The following is a 20,299-nucleotide window of genomic DNA, read 5'->3' on the forward strand; positions in this document are numbered from 1 at the left end:
AGTCTGATAATGAAAAAATCAGGCTATTTACTTGCCATTGCTTGTGCAAGTGCAATCCTACGAATGTTACCCGTAGACTTAGAACGATCTGTCACTTCAATTGAGCCGTCAGATAATTTGCTTACAGCAGAAACTAGCGCAGCCAATACCGCTTCTTTACGTTCATTTGACTTGTATTGTTGATATTGCAAGTTCAAGCGTTCAGTACCTTGAATTAAACCATCGACCATCAAACCACGTTCATCTTTAATCGCTTGTGATTTAGCAAAGTCTTTGTAATCTTGCCCTGAACCTAAATAACGAGCGACACTTTTTTCCAAGTGTTGCATCGGTGCAAGTTTGGTACTTGAATCATGACTATTGGTACCACCACCAGCAACAGGGGAGTATTGCGCTTGAATTGCTTTCAAAGAGGTAATTGCTGGAGAAGTTAAAGCATCTTTCGACAGTTTAGCCATCACATAATCTTGACCAGCAGATGTTTTCGCAATTTTTCCGTCAATTGGGGCATCAGGTAGACCAACCATGTTGTTGATCAATGCATTTTGAGCACGAGCCATCGCCGTGTCTGGCGCTGCAGTCGTGAATAAAGTTGAAGCTTGTAAACTTAGACTAGCATTTTCACCAGCAGCACCACATAGTCCAGACGCAGCCTGAGAAGTGGTACAAAACTCATTATGAGCTTGTAACATAGCTTCTTGTGCTTTGTGAGGGTTCATGTAGACACCAGGCGCAGCAATCACTTCAGAGCCAACTTTATTTAAAATTGAACTATCAGCAGATTTATTGTCTTGTTGAGCTTGTTCACGATCGCCTAAAACTTCACACGCTTTAAATGCTTGGCCATGTGCACCAAACTCAAATTGAGCTTTTTTCATTTGCTCACTTTGTTTAACAGCTTGGTACGCCGTTACAAGACTTTGTGCGTTTTTATGTGCGTTATCTGAAATACCTTGAGCAGATACAGCCTCTTGTTTCGTCAGGATCTTAATCGCTGCCGTCACATCATCTTGTTGCTTTTTAATGCCCAAAGATAAGTTTGAGTCCAACGCACGTAACGCAGCGCTTTCCACCGCATCAGCCTGTTGAAGAAGCATATTCAAGGTATTTACTGCCATCGGGTTGCCCACGGAAGCACAGTAATAAGCAGATGCAGAACCACTAATGAGGGCGAGGGTTAAACCGAGTGCACTAATTTTTGAACGAGAGCCGTGCGCTTGTGGCGCTTTCATAACTTTACGTGATGTTCTTTTCGGAGTACGCATTATTTAGTCTCCTTAAAATTGAGGCATAGTTTGTGAAAGCTTAACTTTCACTGACTGGCCGTATTTCGTTTTCACATCATCTTTTATCGGCTGAGATTTCGCTAAAAGTAATGCAGACAATAAACCTTCTTCACGCAAACTTTGCTTGTAAGTTTGAAGATCTAAATAAACAGAAACGCCGTTAATGATATTGGCTTCTTTAAGTAGACCGCGTGGATCTTGCATCGCCATCGCCATTTGCCATTTTTTAGCTTCAGGACCGCCGTAGTAACGTGCGATTGTTTGGTCGATCAAATCGTTGGCAGACACCATTTTGCCGTCAATATCTTTGAATGATTTTGTATTTTGCGCGTCAATAACCGCCAAGCTATACGCTGGCATAGCAAGTAAAGCTGTTTTTTGGTTGGTCGCTTGCAAATAATCTTTACCAGCTGGAGTACGTGCCGTTGCAGTAGACAATGATTTATCTGGTGTACCTAAAATGTTTTCACGCACGTAATGTCTTGCAAGAGCTTCTTTTGAGCCAGGTGCAACAGACTTAAACAGTAGGGAAGCATTGGTATCGCCACCCGGTAATTTAGACAACGTACATTGACCAGCTTGTGCTTCAGCAACCGTACAGAATTCAGCTTTATGCACGTTTAGGCGTTGATTAATCACTTCCTGTTGAGAGCCAACTAATTTACCGCCGACTTGAGAAGTTTGAGTCGCCATATCAGCTGCTTGATCAATCACTTGACCAGATGCACTCGACATATTTGTATTTTCAGCCAAAACCTCACAAGACTTAAAGCCTTGACCAGTATTGGCACCATAAGCAAATTGTGCTTTTTTCATGGTATCTGACTGTAAAAGCGCTTGAATACCAGTGGCAATAGTTTGGGTGTTTTTAGTTGTCGCATCGGTAATTTGGTTAGCAGCTTGCGCCTTTTGCTTCACCGCAACTTTAAGCGCTGCAACGATGTTTTCAGTCGAATCATCTAACTTTCTACGGGTACTTTGAGATACTTTTTGAATATCATTTGCTTGGTTGCTTGCATGCTTAGGAATCTGAGAAGACATCTCGCTCATAATCGTACCCAAACCAACCGTAGCCCATTCAGCAAAAACAGGACTACTAATCACCAAAGTTGCACCTAAAATGACAGGTACAAACTTTGATTTTCCTTTAGGCTGTCTTAAAGTATTTTTACGCTTTCTCATAGTCATTACTCAAAGAATTTGGCTGAAGCATTGGAGTTTGGTGTAGTGCGTTGCATCACATTATTAGCCACCGAATAGTTAGCCAGTGATGAAAGAGTACTTCCAGCCATGTATTTATTTTGAAAATCAACGCAAGTTGATGAAGAGCATTCCATCAATCCGACTGGAACAACGTTGTTAGATGCAATTGCCGAGTAGTTCAATGCAACAGTCGCTTGCTGTTCAGAAAGTCGAGAACGAGAAAAAACAAAAGCAGTATCAATGTCGCCATACTGCAGACCATTTGGAATCAAATTACAGACACCCATTTTTGCTTCTTCTACGCCACACGAGGTCGCCAAGTGAAACGCATATGGTGAGGTTGCTTCATCTGTTGAATTTGAGAAAAGTTTCCCTGAAACGTCTTGCATGTATTTAGAAACGTTAAAGTCTTTTAAGTTTCTATTGAGATCGGTTTGTTCACGTTCTTCAAGAGCCGTACAAAAAGCTGAATCAGGGAGGGCAGCATTCGTACCAGAATTTAAAATCGCTTTTTTGATCTCAATATTTTTATCGACACTTTGAATACCAGCAACGATCATTTCTGAATCACGCGTTTGGTTATCAACAATTTGATTTGCACTGACCGCTGTTTGTTGAGTAGATACACGCACAGCAGAACGTACCATCAATTGCTGAGCTTGTATTGCAAGCTCAGAAAGGATAGTGCCAAGACTAAAAGCATTGGTAAAAAGTGGTACGGATAATAGACCAACCGTTAAAGTACCCACCGCAATTGCTTTAACAGGTGAAAACTGATTAACAGTAATTCTTCTTTTACGCAGATTATTTCTATTTTTCATACCACCCCCAACTTAAGAGAAAAAGTCTTTAATTGATTGGGTGACAGAAGTAGATTCTGAACTTGAAGTTTTTGCGTTAGACGGTGTGCTAGTACTGGCTTTTTGATCAGTTGAATAAGAAACTGTACCAGTCGAGCTACTACCATTGATTGTATAAGTATCTCCACCCTCAAAAGCACCGCTAGGCATAACTAGACCAGGATCAAGTTTACCAAGTTGCCCATTCACAGCAGTACCAAGCGCACCCGATACATCAGTGTATTGACCCGCTTTGTTGATTTCACCTATAACATCATTCAATGGGCCAACAAGTTCAGTACTTGCAGTTTTCATTGCGTCACACGCTTTTTTAGTCGCGTAATCGACAACCATTTGTTGCGCTGCATTGATGATTGTATCAAGTGATGGAATAGTCACAGAAAGGTCAATGATTTTACCGATGTCAGCAAAACAGCCACCTTGACTAGCTGGACTGAACATTTTGTTAATATCGATTGGACGACCCCAAACCGTCATTTGTAGATCTAAGTTGTCTTTAACGACTTTACCGATCCCATCAGTTGCACATGATTCAATATTGGTTTGAATGTTTTGAGCAGCTGCTTGTTCACCTTTTTTAACCGCCATGAAGTTGTTTTCAGCAGCAGTAGAGTTGAATGACGAATTAGAACTGGTAGACGAATAATATCCGCTATTTGAATTCGACAAAGGCGTATCACCACCAGAGCTACTTGCAATGGTCGATGATGTTGCGATGTTTAAGTTACCCATGTTTTGAGTATTACTGGTAACAGAAGCAACGGAACTTTGTTGAACTGCAATAGCACTTGAACACCCAACAACGGTAGCAACAAAAATGCTTAAAGCACTTTTAGTTTTAAAAGCTGGCTTAACATTTTGTAGATTAGGGTTAGTCCTTAAAACATTGCCCCGAACTTGTTGTAGCCTTTTAGCTTTCTTGTGATTGTTACGCATATCTAGCCCTTTAAAAGAGTTATGATTAATGTTTTTTAGAAGCAAGTTCGCAAAGCACTACAACATCTTTTACTACAGCTTCACTACTTAAATATAAGGTAGCTATAAGGTGTTTTAACTCATATATCCTTTTAGCGAACTTATATATAGAATCATAATACCATTCTTCACCATATTGTAGTATATACTTCTCATTGGTTAAACATAGTTTTATGAATTCTTTTAAAATAGGACGCTTAAAAATAATAGCTGTCGTAATATATATAAACTGAGTACTAACCAAACACATTAAAGTATTAATTAGCTCTACTTCCTCTTTTAAGCATTCCTGTAAAACCAATGGCTTTAGGGTTTTAGAAAAACCTTCCTCAGTCACAATATCTTTTAAAAAACCTGAATCCGAGTACTTATTTTTCAGAAAATTACTTAATTCATGCACGTTCTTTAAGTAAATATTGATCTGATCTTTAGACGCAGTTTTGAAATGTTCCTCTACACGTTTTGGATCGTTTAACGTGATGTCGAGCATTTCAGATTCATTATTTTTTTGATTTAAAAGCACAAAAGCGGTGAAGCTGGTAACTTTGCGTGTTTCGCCAAGATAGCCACTACTGCAAGCATTCAAAAAAACAAGGCAATGCTGTTCAGTAAGATACAAGCCGTATTCTTTTGGTGTACCTGATTCAAAGAAATTGAGTGAACGCTTATCAAAATGAAAAGTGTTCTCTAAGGTCTGACAAAAGTAGTTAATAGAGTGTACAAAAGCTTCTGGTACAAAGGTTGTAGGCTCTTGAGACAATGCTATGTTTTGGCTTTCTATGCTCATTCCCACGATTTATTCCTCTTTGAGAGGTAGGGCGTAATAGCCCATTTGACTTAAAACACGTAAAGGAATATCAAAGTTAAGACTTTGCGTTAGACCAGATTTAGGGTTAAAGGTTTTAGCTGAAGCTATAAACAAAGTTTGCTCATTAATAAACACTTGAATGCTATTCGTGACCTTTTGTTCATCAAGTATGACGCCACATACAATATCTAATTTCACATCAAACGTATAAGCATCCATTTGAACGTCTATTGATTCCCAATCGATCGTCATGAACAAATTTTGGTTTTCAAATTCCAAATTACCTTCTTCAAGAACTTTATTGATTAATCCCTTTTCTAATAATTCCAAGTAAAACGCATGTAAAGGCGTTGCATCTGCAAAACCATGAGGATTAAACGGCGTTCTTGTCGGTTCAGTGATTTTAGTTTGAATCATGTTTAACTCCATTAAAGGGTATTTAGATTCTATCTTAAAACACCCTAAATGTTTTTATTTAAAATTAATTAAAACCCATTGCTATAAGTTGAAGCGCTTTCTTTAGTTTTAACGTTTTCAAGATTGCTTTGCGTAATAGTATCTTTGTAATGCTGACTAAACGCATTTTTACCCGTTTCGTTTATGTTCTTAAGCTCATTTTTAATGACCTTAAGATAGTCTTGATATTTCGGTGACTGTTCTACATAAACTTCGGTCGCTGCAATTGAGAACATGTTCTTATCATTGGTTGCGATCGGAAATAGGGCAGTATAGGAAGCATCTTGCTTGAGCTGGTCCACAGTTGTTTGTTGCTCAATGATCTTCGCCTGATAGTCCAACAATGTTTTATTGATGTTTTCATGACTATGGATAACGAAATTCAACTGTCTGTCATTCGGACGTTCAAGGGTAAACGGCTGATCGATACCAGAAAGCTTATTACAGATCTCCATATTGTATCGGTAGGCTTCAAACGAGTCTGAAAAGTGATTAAAGTCTTTTCGGAGAGCATTATTGTTTTCTAAGTCTTGCTGAAAGTCTTGAAAGCATTGCAATACATATTCATCTTCATTTTTTTCAACGAATAATTGAGCGATGTTGGAGCACTGGTGTCGTTCGCAGAGATCCGCAAGCTTTTGAATGCTTTTAACCTCATTTTTCTTTTCTAAGATATTGCGTAAATGTAGCTGAGTTGCCCGATACTCTTGCATCAACATATTGTGATGCTCGACAAATAGCTCATAATCGCTTTTAAGGTACGGACTGGCACCTTCAATCTCACGCTCTACCTTTTCATGCTTAGAGTTGATTTGAACACGCTCACGCGTGGTATTCACTGTATTTTGACCAAAACCACCTAAGATTTTATCAAAAGTAATCATCGCATCGATGTCGCCAGTTACGTTTTTATAGAGATCCATGATTAACGCCCCAATGTTTGATCATTGTCATGATCGTTTCTACGTGCGACTTCTAAATCTATATGCTTATCAAGGTCACTCAAAAATTGAGATGTCGTATTTTTCTCAAGCTTTACTTGGTCTAAGTAGTTTTTAGTATTGAGATTCAAACCATCTTGGAGCGCTTCTAAGCGTAGGCCAGTTTTATCAAAATCAGCCTCAAGGATCTGATTCACTTCTTTGATTTTGTCCATGTCTTGCTGTTCTAGACGGTGTAACTTCACATCTTCATGAATCGCAGCGATATAGTGATCGGTTAAGATCTCTTGCTTTAAGTGCTGAAGCGCAATTTCCACGTTTCCTGTTTCAGCAATCACGGCGTTGAAGCTGTCAAAGATTTGACCTGTTTCAGCCGAGTTTCTAAATTCAACAATACGAGGCTCAACACTATTAAGGTTTACAAACTTGGCATCACCATACGCAGTAGGTAGTACTAGATGATCATCCATACATTCAAAAAGTTGCTTATATTCAGCATTCATAAGATTTGATGCTGCTTGAAGCTTTAAATCTTGTTGTAACGTGTCTAGGCGTTGGTTGAGATGTAGAAAGCTTTGAACATACATCTCGTTTTGAGAGTTTTCAGGCGCAACAACGGTTGAGGCCATACCTTTAACAACATTTTTCAGTTGCGTATTTTGAATCTGATCAGCAATTTGATTAAGCGCGTTAATGTGATCGGCTTTCACAAGGTTATTGTTTTTCAGTTGTTCAATAAATTGATTTTGTTCAATCACTTTTTCACTTTCCTTTTCGCTGAATAACGAATCTTTAATTTGTTGTTTCACCTGGTCCAAGTTAGAGAAGAGGTGAAGTACTTCTTGTTCATTGCTGTTATTGACTGCATTTAGCAATGTAACAAACACATCATGGCTGATTAGTTGTTGCTGATTATTTTCCGCATTCTGAAATTCAGCAATTTGGCTACGGCTAATGACTTCAACACCAACATCATTGATATAGCTTGCACCAATCGGGGAGAGTTGATTATCTGGAGCTTTTACGGCGTAGTACTCGCCTGATTTGCCATCATCTTTGGCGCATAGACCAATATATGTATTGCCATCTTGCGTAATGATTTTTGAACCGATGCTATTGAGTGCTGCAGAGGGTTGTAACGTACTCAAGGTTTGAATCAATTCTTTTTCGCGATTTTGATGAATTGCATTACTTACTGCTTGGTAAACTTCAGGATCTAAATAAGTCACCTGATTGGCAGATTCTTCATTGAGCGCCGTGACAGTATTCCACTCTAAAATATCTTTACGCGGTATCGTTGTAATACCGGCATTAATAATATCTTCCGTGGTAATTTGACGATCAAGGTTGGTAATGGCCACGGCGTTGTATTCGGGTGCAATTGATTTATGACCTTCCGAATCTGAAGTCAGTACCACGAATTGACCGTAATCCGTTTTCACCATAGCACCTACAACACTGAGCTTGCCTTCCAAAATCATTTTTGAAAGTTCAAGTTCACGTTCGGCAGATCTGGCGTAAGTATTAGTCTGTTCTGCAGTATTGTTGATGGTATCGGCTTTGAGCTTGTCTAAGTATTCGCTTGAAAATTTACCAAGCGCATTTAACTCGTCTATCGGCTCGACAGACTCCAGCTCATACAGTGGAACGGTAGAGGATTCATTCACGATGTCTTTAAGATAAAGCACATCTTTTTCAGTGATATTTTCGAGATCTTCAATCACCGAAAGAGGCACAACGATCGCACGTTTATCCAGATTATCGGAAGCTATATCCAAAACAACCATATTGGTTTGGGTTGTTTCATCTTCATAAACCATACCGACAAACTGTTCAATTTCAGCATTAGAAACATTGTTGTGACGGTCTTTAAAGAATGCTTCTAAGTCAGAATCATGATCAACATAAATACTGTCATAAGGGTTCATTGGTTTACCGTCATTGTTTTGGTCTTGGCTTTGCGGTGCTGATTGAGTTGCCGACTGTTCTGCAGTATTGCCTTTAAACTTACCCAAAAGGTTTGAAAGTTTAGATTTGGCTTTCTTTACTTGATCCGAAATCATTTGACCTGATTGATAGGCACGTTGAATAAACTGATCTTTGTATGAAGCTTTGGCTTCTTCAGTCATTTGTTCTGGATCTTGCCCTAATGGATATTCGGCACCAAGGAACATACGTGCTTGTTCTAAATACTGAGAACAAATGGGTTCAAAAAAGCGACCTTCAAACTCATGGATCTTTTCAGACTTAATGCCTTCGTGCAGTTCTTCAATTGAGAGAAACGTTACTTTGTCTTCAATCGTTTCTAAATAGAACGGCGTAATCGGGGTAAGTGCATCGCTACCTTCCACTTGAGGCGGTAAATCTGCTTCTTTAACCAGTTTGATAAATGGGGTAGAGGATTCAACACCTTCGACAGAATCCTTACCGACTACATCAATCACGATGTATTGTTCACCGTCAATGGCATAGACTTTAGCGACATTTAGATCGAATTCTTCTAAGGTAACGCCGTCACGGTCTTTATTCAGTTGAGTGGTATATGGATCGTTTAAAAGAGGCAACATTTGCTCTTTTGAGATCGGTTTTAAAATATCGGCATTCTTACCAGGTTCAGTCAATTTTGATTTATCGGCTGTATTGGCAAGCTGTTCGGGTTGTTGTGCGTCTGGATGGTTACTTTTAACGGTAACATCAGGATTGATTGGTTTATCCCAAATATTTTTCAGGTTATCAAGGCTTTTGTTCTTGTTGAACATGGCCATAATCGCTGCAATGATCAACTTGATTGTTTTCTTAACCAGTTCAATCATGACTGCAATCATTTTTGCACTGAGCGCAGCGAGTTCATCAGCGACCGTGCGTGGATGGCCGTGGCTATTTTCACGCGCTAAAGGAGGACGTTCGTTACCTTCCTCATTTCGCATATCCTTAAAGCTTTTAGAGGCAACGCTACTTGCAGCCAAACTTGCTTTGTCTTGTGGACCACCAGCAATGTTTAATGTGCTCTTTGGTGTACCTTTTGGTGCATTCGGATCAGCTGATTCAACATCTTCCTTTACTGTCTCTTTAGTCTTCTGATTTTCTTTATGTTCTTTCAAAAGTAGAGCAGCTTGTAACTGGTCGCTATGTTCACGGGTTTCTAATAACTGAATTACTTCCTTGGTTAACGTGTCCGTATTGAATTCAAGATAGTGAATCTCAAGTTGTTCAAGTCGAGCAGCTGTATGGTCGCTATTCACACGCCATTGATCCATGACGATAGTTTTTGGCACTAAGCCAAGTTCTTCAGCTTCAATCCCACGAATTAAGCAAAAGTCACGCACTTGGCGCATCAATGCGTTAATTTGGTTTTTATCGGTTAATTCACCTGAAAAATAGGTATTCGGTGCACCCGTAACTTCGTTGTAGATCTGCTGTTTTGCTTCACGCACGACTTGGTTTTGGTTAATCAAGCCTTCAATCGCGAATTGACGATTACTCAGGAAGTTGAGGGCATTTTCTTTAGTTGCACCCTTCAGGCTTAAACCATAGTAGGGCTGAGTGACAAAAGATTTTGTCTCAAAGTTAAAGAGGGTTTTTTCAGCCACTTGAACGGCTTCAAATGGATTCTCTTCTTTGGAAAGGAGGAAATCAGGATCATTGTCTGATAGGAATAATTTAGAGTCTGCAGTCGTATATACACGGTCTTCAACTTGCAATGAACTGTTATTTTCAGCAATATTGCCTAATCCTTGGTCCAGTGCGTTTTTAGTCTGGATTTTATTCAGATCCGCAATAAACTTAAGATCATCATCATTCTGCAGATCAAGCCCGATGTCTGCAAAGAATTCTAATTGACTGGCTGGATCTCTTTGCTCAAGTGCATCAAATACTTTACCAATCAGAACAGGATCAAGTTCAGCTAAATCATTGACAGTGACAGCGGAAAGATCAAACGTGTTTTCAGGAATGATGGACTGTTCATTCTCGTAGTTCGGGTAGCTACTACGCTCATAATCACCTTCGTCAAAAAACATCGGTTCATCATCGTTCAACCGAGTATCTTCAAGAGGGGGAGCGTAATCATAATCTGGGTGCCCAGGAGGTACAGAGTTACCGCCCATAGGCTGATCATATTGATACCCATCATCTTGCATGACTGGCGGTTCTTCCATTAATGGAGGTTCAGATAGGGGATCATTGCTATATGGTTCAGACTGGTATTGTTGCGATTGATCTTGTGCAACATTGTTTTGTTGTGGCGTAGGCTGGATGGATTGAAATTTCACGCCGTCCAAACTTAAATCATCCCACTGTTCCAGGCCCTCATTGAAAGTTAATGATTGGCCGTCTTGCAGTTGATCAAGTGTTTGCTCGTCAAAATTATCTTGTTTAGGGCTTTGGTCCATATTTGATCCTTATGACAGGTGGCCTTTCTGATTTTAAGAGTCCTTTTTAGAATCTGTATCAACATTCCAAATAAAGTCTTCTTTAAAGTCAGAATTAAAACCAGTTGTGATGTCTAATTCACTGTCAAAATCCACTAAATCTGAGTTATTAGAAGATTCCTCTAAGGGATTAGAGTTGCACATAAAATACCTGTATTTGTTTTTTAAAACGTCAATGTGATCGTCACAGATATGATACATGGTATATACGAACTAGACCACACGTAATTGTTATTCACGTATGGTCTGGTATATACCTTTTAAGGGAGGGTTTTAGAAAGATAATTGCTGGATTTCTTGATCGTTATCTAGGGTTTTACCCTCAGGTAACTCAGCCTTATAAGCTGGCTCTTCTGGAGGATTAAGCATACGGTTAATTTCATTTAAAAAGTAACCATTACCATCAGGAAGTTTAGATTTTAAATCCAAAAAGGCAGCTTCAATTTTGGTTGTACTGTCCAGCTCGTCAACAAAGCGTTCAACATCCTTGAGATCAAGCGCAAATCTAAACTCATTACGGCCTGGCTCAGTAAAGTGGATGTTCAACGATTCATCTGTTTTACCGCCTCTAGGATCATGGAATACGTTGGTATTCGACATAAAACGATTGAACTGTTTTGCTACAGATTTCACCGTCACATTAAAGCAGTCTGAACCGTTGTAGTAGAACTCAATACTTGCTTTCTTGTACGGGAAATTAACCTTAGTACCCACATAGTTATTGCGGTTGAAATCAATGTTTACAGGCAATTGATTAAAGAAGTTCGCAATCTCTTTAACTTGCTTAAACGTCACTTGGTTTTCAAGAGAGCTTTCAAACAAGTCAGTTGGTGTATTTGATGGCAACAATAACGCACGGTTACGCATACCATCAGCATCGGTAAATATAACGGTTGAATGTCGTAGATCTAGTGAGCTGACAATCTTATGTGCCTTGAACATATTGCCCGTTAAGGTAATCGCTTGTCGTGTGACATCACCAGACGGCGCTTTCTCAAAATAGGTACGCGTATAACGGGAATAGTTGTTTTGTTCAGTAAATAAGTTCACCAAGGGTTGACGATCCTCAACATGACGTCTATTCACATCAGCATAAGAATAAAATTCAGGATTGAAGCGTTTTAGGATAATACGTCCTTTTTCACTCACTGGAGCTACCCAATCCAAGTCTTGTTTGGCATTTTGCATGGTGTAATTGATCAGTGGAACTTTAAACGACTTCTTATCACCAGGGTAAACCAAATCAAGCTTAACCGCATTCGGTGTGATTGCACCTCCACGTAACGGCGGTAGGTCTAGACGTAGCAAAGCACCTGTTTTGTGATCTGGCGTCACTTCATCATCAAAAAGACTAGGTTTTGAGATAAGGAACAATAACCCATGCGCTGAATGACCTTCTTTTTCGTTCCTTTCCATAGAACGAGCCAAGAATTTTAGATCCTGAACAATTCGATACATGCGATCAAAGTTAGAGGTCAAAATAGGATCATTGGCCAGATAAACCGCTTCAGCTACTTTTTCAAAGGCATCTGCAGAGTGATCATCAGGTTTACGAAATTGAATATCATCAATGTGTTTTACATTGGCTTCAACAACACCGAAATGATCAAATACTTCGTGTCGATAATCACGAATTACTTCACCACGCATTTGCCCACTTTTGAAAAATAACTTTTGCTTAGCAAAGCCTTCATATTTTTGGTACATCAATGCCTCAAAGTTATAGGCATAGTGTAGTAGTCCGTGTACCGTTTCATTGATGTTTTCATTGATACGTTTAAATTGACGCACCAGATAATCATCACTTTCTTTGAACATGAGTTTTAGATTGTCAGCACGTAATGGCTCAACATGTTCAATGTATTGCAGACCTTCAAAACGCACAGGTAGATCAAAGGTATTGATCTTGGCTGCTTCTGTTTCTGAAGTCACGGTAAAGAAGTTGTCCTTCACTTCAAACTCACGGACTTTTTTAGCTTTCCAGTCTAAAAAGTTGGTCTTGAGTGGGTTACGACCCAACAAGTCTAATTCACGGATCTTATCGTTATAGTCAACAACCAAGTCTTGATAAACCTGTTCTTGCTGACTAATCGGCATCAAAATCAGTTTAGATAGCAACTGGTTCACATGATAGTTTTGCGCCGTGCGATACGATGGTCCTTTTTCATCATCCGAAATATCAATATCAAGTGTGTTCGCCAAGTTCACGTTATTTTTCAAATAGTCCAACGCTACCCGGTTGCCAATGTAGTTGAGCATGTCAGGATAATCGTTTTCGTTAAACTTGGTTTCTGAGTTGGCAGAGACGTTCGCTGATAGGGTAGACAGTTTACGCATCATCATTAAGTGCATACGTGTTTCTGCTGGAATACCCGAATCTACTGTCGTCATAATCGGATGTGATTCTTCACCACGGCGACCCACACGACCGATCATCTGAATCGTATCGGTAGAGTTCTCAGGTTTTTGCAAGAAAAACAACTCACGTTGGCGCAAGTGATCCGATGGAATTGTAGGATCAGGGTTTTTGGCTGCATGTAGAGAAATACCCGTACAACCAGAGCGAGTCACAATAACAACATCGATTTCACCAGATTGGAATTTTGATTGAACCAAAATCTTACCTTGTGTCGTATTGTTCTCTTGTTTATTAACCTTCCATTTGCCGTCTCTTGTTTCCGTTAAGTGGATCTGACGGCCAGAGATTTCATCAATCTTGAAGCCAGCTTTTGTCACCTTGTTACGTAGTACGTCCAAAGGCATCAAAGGTAGATCAGGGAACTTTTGAATCTTTTCTTTGATACGATCCAAAATGATTTTATACGGACTTACCACTGGATCGCCGTTTTCATTAAATGTCACTTCCGTACTGAGCTTCTTAACGAACGAGTTACCGTAGTTATCTTCAGCTTTCACCACATCGATGCGATCTAACATCACTTCAAGCAAGTCACGGAATTGTGGGAGTTCATCTAAAACAGAAATTTGACTTTGCAGATAGCTACCGCGCTTATATTCAAGCTTAGTCAATTCCTTTTGAATATTTTTCGCTGCTTTTTCATCGCCAGCGTCACGGTTTTCTTTGATCATGAGTTTTTGAAGCTCATTTTCAAGAAATTCAATTTCTGACGATACCGACTTGAAGTTATTAAACGCTTTTTCTTTTTCAGGCGAATCAGCGGTAACGTCTTGCGCCGTATCTGCTTTTAAAATCGCTTCCATGCGACTTTGCATCAAAATGTTGAATAGACTCTCACCCGTATTTTCCAAACCAATCACGGGCTTTCTACCCTCATGTAATGCCTGAATCACAGCATCACTTGTAGAGTCAGTTTTCAATGCCAATAGGAATTGCTTTTGGATCTGGTACATTCGAGATCCAAAGTTCATCACACTCAAACTTAAACGGTTTTTCGGATCGTCTGAATCCTGATGAAAGTCTAAATTGGCAACAGCATCATCATCATTGGCAATGTTTTCTAGCGCATCGAGGCGAATATCTTTAGAAAATTTCACCATGTCCGTCAAGATGTCAGAAAGAACATCTGAGTAATTGTGAAATTTCTTAATTTCCTCTTCAGTTGGCACAAAGGTTTGAATGGTAATGTGCGAGAGATCTTGCTCTCTACGAATCATGGCAGAGCTGTCTACCAAACCTTCAGAAATAAACTCCAAAATTGGACCATCTGCATTTTCGATAACCTTTTGTAAGTCATTACGAGATACGGATCGAGGGAACAATTTATGGAAGAATTCAAGATTTTCAGGTTTCTTAATTGCCGATGCAGACTGGAAATTAATTAGATTGGTCTGATCAATAACATCTAAGAAAAATTGACTTGTAGCTGATTTCAAGGATGCTGCACGGTGCGTTTCATCCATCACCAAAACAGTGTCTTGATTAATAAAACGAGTCAATAACGCACGTTTCCGGTTTGGTCGGTTAAATTGGCTATACGTTGCCAATACCAAGTCATGTTGCGCTGGAATATCTTCAATTTCCTTAGGCAGATCTTGGCCAGTGAATAAAACCTCTTCAGTACCAAAGCGGTTAATCACAGCATCCGAGTTAAAGATAAACGGATCTTTAAAGAACTTGTCACTGTCTGTAGCAACAATATCACGCCAAATGTCGTTCAAGAGTTGCGTTGTATCTGTAAGGAAAACAGGGGGCTTTCCTCTTAACGCACTATATCGTAAACACGCAGCTGCAATACGACCTTTACCTAAACCCGTCTGGTCGCCAATAAGCACAGGTAAGTTTTGGTCAAAACGTAAAATGATATGGGCAACCGCATCGACCTGTTCACATGCAAAAGCGGACTTTAGTGCATCAAAATTGTCATATTGCAATTTCTTAGCGACATAGGCATCAACAAGAGTAGGGTAGTTACCATTATCGACTTCAGCTTGGAAATTGATACCCCCAAAACCTAATACATTTTGGATGTGTGTAGTCAATTGAGCATTTGCCTGATTAATCGCTTTAATCTGGTTTTTAGCCACTAAAGCAATTGGCTCAGATGCCATAGACATCGGTATATACTTAACTTGGTATATATTTTCCGGAGTTGGTTCTGTTGTGTTTTCAGCATTAGGAACAGGAACAATCGGCTGTAAATTTGATTGGTCAGATTCAACAGTCGGTTCTTCTTTTTGCTCAGTACCGATCGCTAATTCAGAATTTAACTTAGCAATCTCTTCAGCAGTTAAACCCGGTTCCTGTTTTACTTGCTCTACCGCTGGTTCTTCAGCTGGTGTTTGTTCAGGTGTTTCACCCTCATTGGTCGCCGTGGTATCACCTACTTGAAGATTAACGTCATCGTCAAGGTCTTCATCCAGATTTTGGTTCTCGTGCGGATTCTTTACCTCAGGCACGAAATCATTGTCATTTTCATTTTCAAACGTTGGTGTAGCTTCAGTTGGTGTAGGTACATCATCATCTGAACTGGTTGTTTGCGTACTAACTTCAACGGTTCCGAAGTCAAAAGAAACTTTATTCGGTTTTGATTTAGGTTTACGACCAAACATCGGTTTTGGTTTGACAGCTTCCTCTTGATTAATCTCTTCTTCTTTAGCGACCACGACTTCATCAAACATAGTGACTGCAGACGTAGGCGTTACACTTGATGCAATATCTTCAAGTGGCGAAACAGGCTGTTCATCACCTAGACTGGCAAACAAATCGTCATTTTCTTTTTCAACAGGCTTAACCTCAACAACAGGTTCAACCACTGGTGCTTGTTGTGCTTGTTGCTCAACTGGAGTCGGAGTAGTTGGCTTGAAGTATAGATCCTTATTCGGATTCAAACGATTATAGATTACGTTATTAGCCCATCCCCAAAGTTCGTCATAGTCCGTAATGACTTTCAACTTATCTGGTACCACAGAAGATTGGTAAGTTTGTAGTAACGCTTGTTCGTTTTTACGATTGCCTACCACTAACATACGAACATTTTGATTAGCGCCGTTTCGTGCATATGCATTGCCGTGGATTTCTACAACCGCCTCAACTTCATAATGCTTATAGAGATAATTAAGTAAATTCTTTGATTTACGCTCAACCGTACCATCTGAAATCTGTTTATCTGAGCCAATAATGAAAACTGAACGCCCTTGATCGTTTCGTGCGTTTAGTGATTTAACCAGAATGGCATGGTCCAATTTATCCGTACTGAACCAGACGTTTTCTGATGGATCTACCAATAATGGGTTTGGATCTACGCCGTTACGCTGTTGAACCAAAATTGGTGCAACACGTTCTAGTTTATCCATAGCACCAAAAGGAGGGTTGGCAATCACATAGTCAACTTTTTGCTTAAACGTTTGCTCAAAATCAATTTGTGTAGCATCTGCAGTAACAACCGTGCATTCATAATTTTGAGTCAGTGCTTTTGTACGTTCAGCACGTTTGGGATCTAACTCAACCGCATAGACAGAAGCATTACGCTCTTGGGTTAATAAACCGATTAAAGATCCATTACCCACAGTTGGCTCGAGCACGGAAAAGTTTTGTTTTGTTCGGTTATCACCCTCAATCAATAAGCGCTGAGCCACAAGTGACATCGGGATTGGAGTCGAATATTGCTGTAACATACGAATCGTATTGTTTCGCATGGTCTTAGTCGGCATGCGATTGTATAACGCTAAACTCGTTTTAAATGAGCTCTCAGTAAAATCAAGTTCACCTAACTTTTCGACCATCACTGTTTCAAGCGCTTCTTCTGCAGTATGGATCTGTTTATCTGTTACCTTGGATACATCAACGTCAGCATTTTTGGCTTGCGTGATTAGAGCTAAAAACTTTAAAAAGTCCTGGTGATTATGGCTCTTTGTTTCATGTTCTAATTGATAGATATAGCCTCTTAAGCATTCTTTTAAATCTTTTTGCTTGGTCGCACGTAAGTACAGACTAGACGGCTGATCATTAGGACCTTCAGGTATTTGCGTACCTTGGGCATTCACGTAAAAACGGTTATGAGCTGAAGCATAGATTTTGTTGCCATCAGAGTTATAACCGAGTGGAGTTGCACTATTCAACGCAACGTTCAATCGTTGTGGCACCAATGTTTTTGCTTGGGCATTGAATAAATCATGCAATTCTTGGCGAGTCGCAAGCACACTACGGATAAATTCTTTTGGAATACCCAAAACTTCATGAAACAGTCTTGGTTTGATCGTTTCATTCAAATTGTATTGATACAAGTGACCGTCAAAGTGAGGATAAGCCTCAAACTTCATCGGTGTAAAACCAATGTTATTCAAATTTTCTTTAGATAGTTTTTTTTGAACGTCCAATAAAAGTAATTGGCTATCCGTCTGGCCAACACGCCGTACATCGAGATATACACCAGCTTGTGATAAGTCGATCCATTTAATTTTTTCGTTTAAATCATGAGTAGTCATAGCGAACCTGAAGAAGAATTATTTTATTTGATTAAAAAGTCATGTCGTTATAGACATCAGAAGTCGCAGCCTTTTCTTGGCTTTTCTTAACATCCATTTCTGGCTGTCTGACTTTCATCATTAACTCTTGCGGATCAGGTAAAAGATCGTGGTTGAAGTTCTTAGATAACGGACTATCGATTGAAGCTTTATGTTGCTGTACATGCTCTACCGTAATTTCTGAAAAGTTCAACGCATTCATACGGGTTTGAGTAAGTTCAACAGGCTCGATAAACGAGACAAAACAATTATTCGAGTTCCGTTGGTGTGGTTGAATAACAATAAACGCTTCAGCAAATTGCTGTTTTGCATGCGTCAATTTATTCATGGTCTGACGATCAACTTGACTTAAAAATTGAGGATTTAAGTCGTGCGGTTTTGGATTGCCGTAGTCATCGGTAAATTGATTCACTAGGGGAGGTGCACCAACACCACGAACACCCTCACCAGTACGTAAATCTATTTCTGGATCTACCTTGCGAAAACCAGCGTGAGGCGTTTTATTGTTGAAAAATTTCTTTAAGAACGTGTCTTTGTAAAGCGCACCTAGTTGTAGTTGTTGGCCATGATAAACCTCAGGCAGTAATTTTTGACTCACCAAGCCAGCGTAAAGACGTTTTAAATTTTGATTTTTTTCTTTGTCTACATCTTCATTGTAGAACACTTTAATTTGTCGATCGCCAAGTAATGCAAACAGGGCAATACGGGCCTGGTCCATAACATAAACGTTCTGAGCCTGTTTATCGAACTGGTCTTTTTCATACTGGTTGGATGGTACAAAATTTGGATCAAATGTTGCGGTGTGAAAGTCATTGCCGTTCAAAATATCTTTGATACTTTCAATCGGATCTTTAGCAACCCGATAAGACTTTTTAGTTTTATCAATACCGCCACGTTGCATCAACGGATCTGGCTTAGCGAATTGCTTAACACTTTCACGATCAGCACTGTCATAGGTTGGAATCAATGGGATTGTAGTTAATACAGAACCAGACTCATAGCGCACAACAATTTTTGAAAATGGAATGCGCTCAGGTTGGTTGTCAGTACTATTCGATAAAGATTTAACAAGAAGCTGTAAATTATTTTTAATAATAGCGTTATGAAGTGCTGGAGAATTAATTTTTAAATTGGGCACTTGCATATGTGCTGCATCTTCAATGATTTGAGCTTTAACAAAGAAATCGCCGTTTTTTTGTTGATGCACATTGATAGAAGTGACTGCTTTAATTAATTGCGAATTCGGGTTGTTACTCATTACGTTGCACCACTGAGCAACATAAGTTTTATAACCGTCAAGAGATTCGTTGGGTGAGTCAACACATTTGTCAAAACAGATAATTCGACCACGGTTAGCACCGCGATTATGTGTGTCTAATGAAGTACGTTGGTTACGTCCAGAATCAAATTTTGCGTGGACTTCATCTACTGAAACATTCTCAGTATGATGCTTGTTGAGTTTATTAATGATCTTCGTGAATTCTTCAGATGAACTCATTCGTATGCGAACTGGTTCATTGGTAGACATATCAAAGCCGTATGCATACTGCTCGTCTTGTTCATCATGTTTGTAAAATTGATCTACAGTCATGACGATACGTTTAATCGTATTATCACTTTTACTCATTTCTTAAATTCCACGCTTTATATTTTTGATTGCTGGTCATTGACTCAAGCTATTTATAAAATACTACAAAACCTCATTGGTATATACTAAGGAGGCAAATAAAAAATTAAAAAATATATTAAAAAGTTTAAGAGTAAATTTTTAAAAAGAAATTTATGTTTATTATCTTTCTAATTAAGGGAAGTTAATTAGGGACTTTTTTATGCTTATTTTTTATAACATTACAGGATTAGGACGGAAAAACACAAATGGTACGAGCGAAAATCAAATTCATTTGAGCGCAAATTGAATTTGAATTTTTAGAAAAAAAGGCGTTTTTAGCTGGTTTTTGACGTTTTTATCCACTTTGCAGTTAAATTCTATCCACAAATTAAGTTCTTGTATATTAAAATGAATTTAAAAATATGAGTAAAATATTGTTCATTTTTTAGCTTTTTGCAATATTGGAAATTTGCAAACTAGCAAGTATTGTAAGTCACTGTTTATAATAAAATTAAATAGAATAAAAAAATACTTCCAGCGCAAATTAAATTCATTTGAGCGCAAATTAAATTCAAAATCCTGCGGATAACTTTTCCAATTTATAACCCCACTATAAAAAATATAAATAGTATTAAAAATAGGGTTATATCTGATATTCATGAGAGCCTTGATAATAAAGACTTTCAGATTTTATGAGGAATAGCCCTTATATACGACCCAACGATCGCTATTTAGCTCGTTTTACGACAAATCAATAACTTACGCCATTAGGACGGAAGAAAGTTT

At 39.0% G+C, this 20,299-nt stretch carries 10 protein-coding genes; all 10 read right to left on the reverse strand.

Annotated elements, in window-relative coordinates; genetic code table 11:
• Window positions 1–23: 23 nt before the first annotated feature.
• The 10 genes from A7P55_RS11890 to A7P55_RS11935 all read right to left on the reverse strand — a co-directional run bounded on the left by A7P55_RS11890 (window position 24) and on the right by A7P55_RS11935 (window position 19,531).
• Window positions 24–1,265 (reverse strand): hypothetical protein, encoded by a 1,242-nt coding sequence (locus A7P55_RS11890; protein WP_171552265.1) that lies wholly within the window; start codon window positions 1,263–1,265, stop codon window positions 24–26.
• Between the two features lie 12 nt (window positions 1,266–1,277).
• Window positions 1,278–2,468, reverse strand: coding sequence for a hypothetical protein (locus tag A7P55_RS11895; protein ID WP_096911067.1), 1,191 nt, complete (start codon window positions 2,466–2,468; stop codon window positions 1,278–1,280).
• A 5-nt stretch (window positions 2,469–2,473) separates the two neighbouring features.
• Window positions 2,474–3,310, reverse strand: coding sequence for a hypothetical protein (locus tag A7P55_RS11900; protein ID WP_043973308.1), 837 nt, complete (start codon window positions 3,308–3,310; stop codon window positions 2,474–2,476).
• Window positions 3,311–3,322: 12 nt separating this feature from the next.
• A complete protein-coding gene (locus A7P55_RS11905) occupies window positions 3,323–4,285 on the reverse strand; it encodes a hypothetical protein (protein WP_005005795.1) in 963 nt (320 codons plus the stop codon).
• A gap of 25 nt (window positions 4,286–4,310) precedes the next feature.
• On the reverse strand, window positions 4,311–5,111 hold the full coding sequence (locus tag A7P55_RS11910) for a hypothetical protein (RefSeq protein WP_216078040.1): 801 nt from the start codon (window positions 5,109–5,111) through the stop codon (window positions 4,311–4,313).
• 9 nt (window positions 5,112–5,120) lie between these two features.
• Window positions 5,121–5,549 (reverse strand): hypothetical protein, encoded by a 429-nt coding sequence (locus tag A7P55_RS11915; RefSeq protein ID WP_005005789.1) that lies wholly within the window; start codon window positions 5,547–5,549, stop codon window positions 5,121–5,123.
• 68 nt (window positions 5,550–5,617) lie between these two features.
• Window positions 5,618–6,511 carry a hypothetical protein gene (locus A7P55_RS11920; RefSeq protein ID WP_005005788.1) on the reverse strand — a complete coding sequence of 298 codons (894 nt, stop codon included), beginning with the start codon at window positions 6,509–6,511 and terminating at the stop codon, window positions 5,618–5,620.
• A gap of 2 nt (window positions 6,512–6,513) precedes the next feature.
• A complete protein-coding gene (locus tag A7P55_RS11925) occupies window positions 6,514–10,920 on the reverse strand; it encodes a hypothetical protein (protein ID WP_171552266.1) in 4,407 nt (1,468 codons plus the stop codon).
• A gap of 312 nt (window positions 10,921–11,232) precedes the next feature.
• Window positions 11,233–17,865 (reverse strand): strawberry notch C-terminal domain-containing protein, encoded by a 6,633-nt coding sequence (locus A7P55_RS11930; RefSeq protein ID WP_171552267.1) that lies wholly within the window; start codon window positions 17,863–17,865, stop codon window positions 11,233–11,235.
• 31 nt (window positions 17,866–17,896) lie between these two features.
• A complete protein-coding gene (locus A7P55_RS11935; RefSeq protein WP_107008186.1) occupies window positions 17,897–19,531 on the reverse strand; it encodes a hypothetical protein in 1,635 nt (544 codons plus the stop codon).
• Window positions 19,532–20,299: the final 768 nt, after the last annotated feature.

Origin of the sequence: Acinetobacter sp. Ac_5812 (genome assembly GCF_013072695.1) — a bacterium.
Lineage (GTDB): Bacteria > Pseudomonadota > Gammaproteobacteria > Pseudomonadales > Moraxellaceae > Acinetobacter.

Bases quoted from the DNA above. Each gene is read 5' to 3' on its own strand.
- A7P55_RS11890 (WP_171552265.1), bottom strand. From the start codon at position 1,265: ATGCGTACTCCGAAAAGAACATCACGTAAAGTTATGAAAGCGCCACAA.
- A7P55_RS11895 (WP_096911067.1), bottom strand. From the start codon at position 2,468: ATGAGAAAGCGTAAAAATACTTTAAGACAGCCTAAAGGAAAATCAAAG.
- A7P55_RS11900 (WP_043973308.1), bottom strand. From the start codon at position 3,310: ATGAAAAATAGAAATAATCTGCGTAAAAGAAGAATTACTGTTAATCAG.
- A7P55_RS11905 (WP_005005795.1), bottom strand. From the start codon at position 4,285: ATGCGTAACAATCACAAGAAAGCTAAAAGGCTACAACAAGTTCGGGGC.
- A7P55_RS11910 (WP_216078040.1), bottom strand. From the start codon at position 5,111: ATGAGCATAGAAAGCCAAAACATAGCATTGTCTCAAGAGCCTACAACC.
- A7P55_RS11915 (WP_005005789.1), bottom strand. From the start codon at position 5,549: ATGATTCAAACTAAAATCACTGAACCGACAAGAACGCCGTTTAATCCT.
- A7P55_RS11920 (WP_005005788.1), bottom strand. From the start codon at position 6,511: ATGGATCTCTATAAAAACGTAACTGGCGACATCGATGCGATGATTACT.
- A7P55_RS11925 (WP_171552266.1), bottom strand. From the start codon at position 10,920: ATGGACCAAAGCCCTAAACAAGATAATTTTGACGAGCAAACACTTGAT.
- A7P55_RS11930 (WP_171552267.1), bottom strand. From the start codon at position 17,865: ATGACTACTCATGATTTAAACGAAAAAATTAAATGGATCGACTTATCA.
- A7P55_RS11935 (WP_107008186.1), bottom strand. From the start codon at position 19,531: ATGAGTAAAAGTGATAATACGATTAAACGTATCGTCATGACTGTAGAT.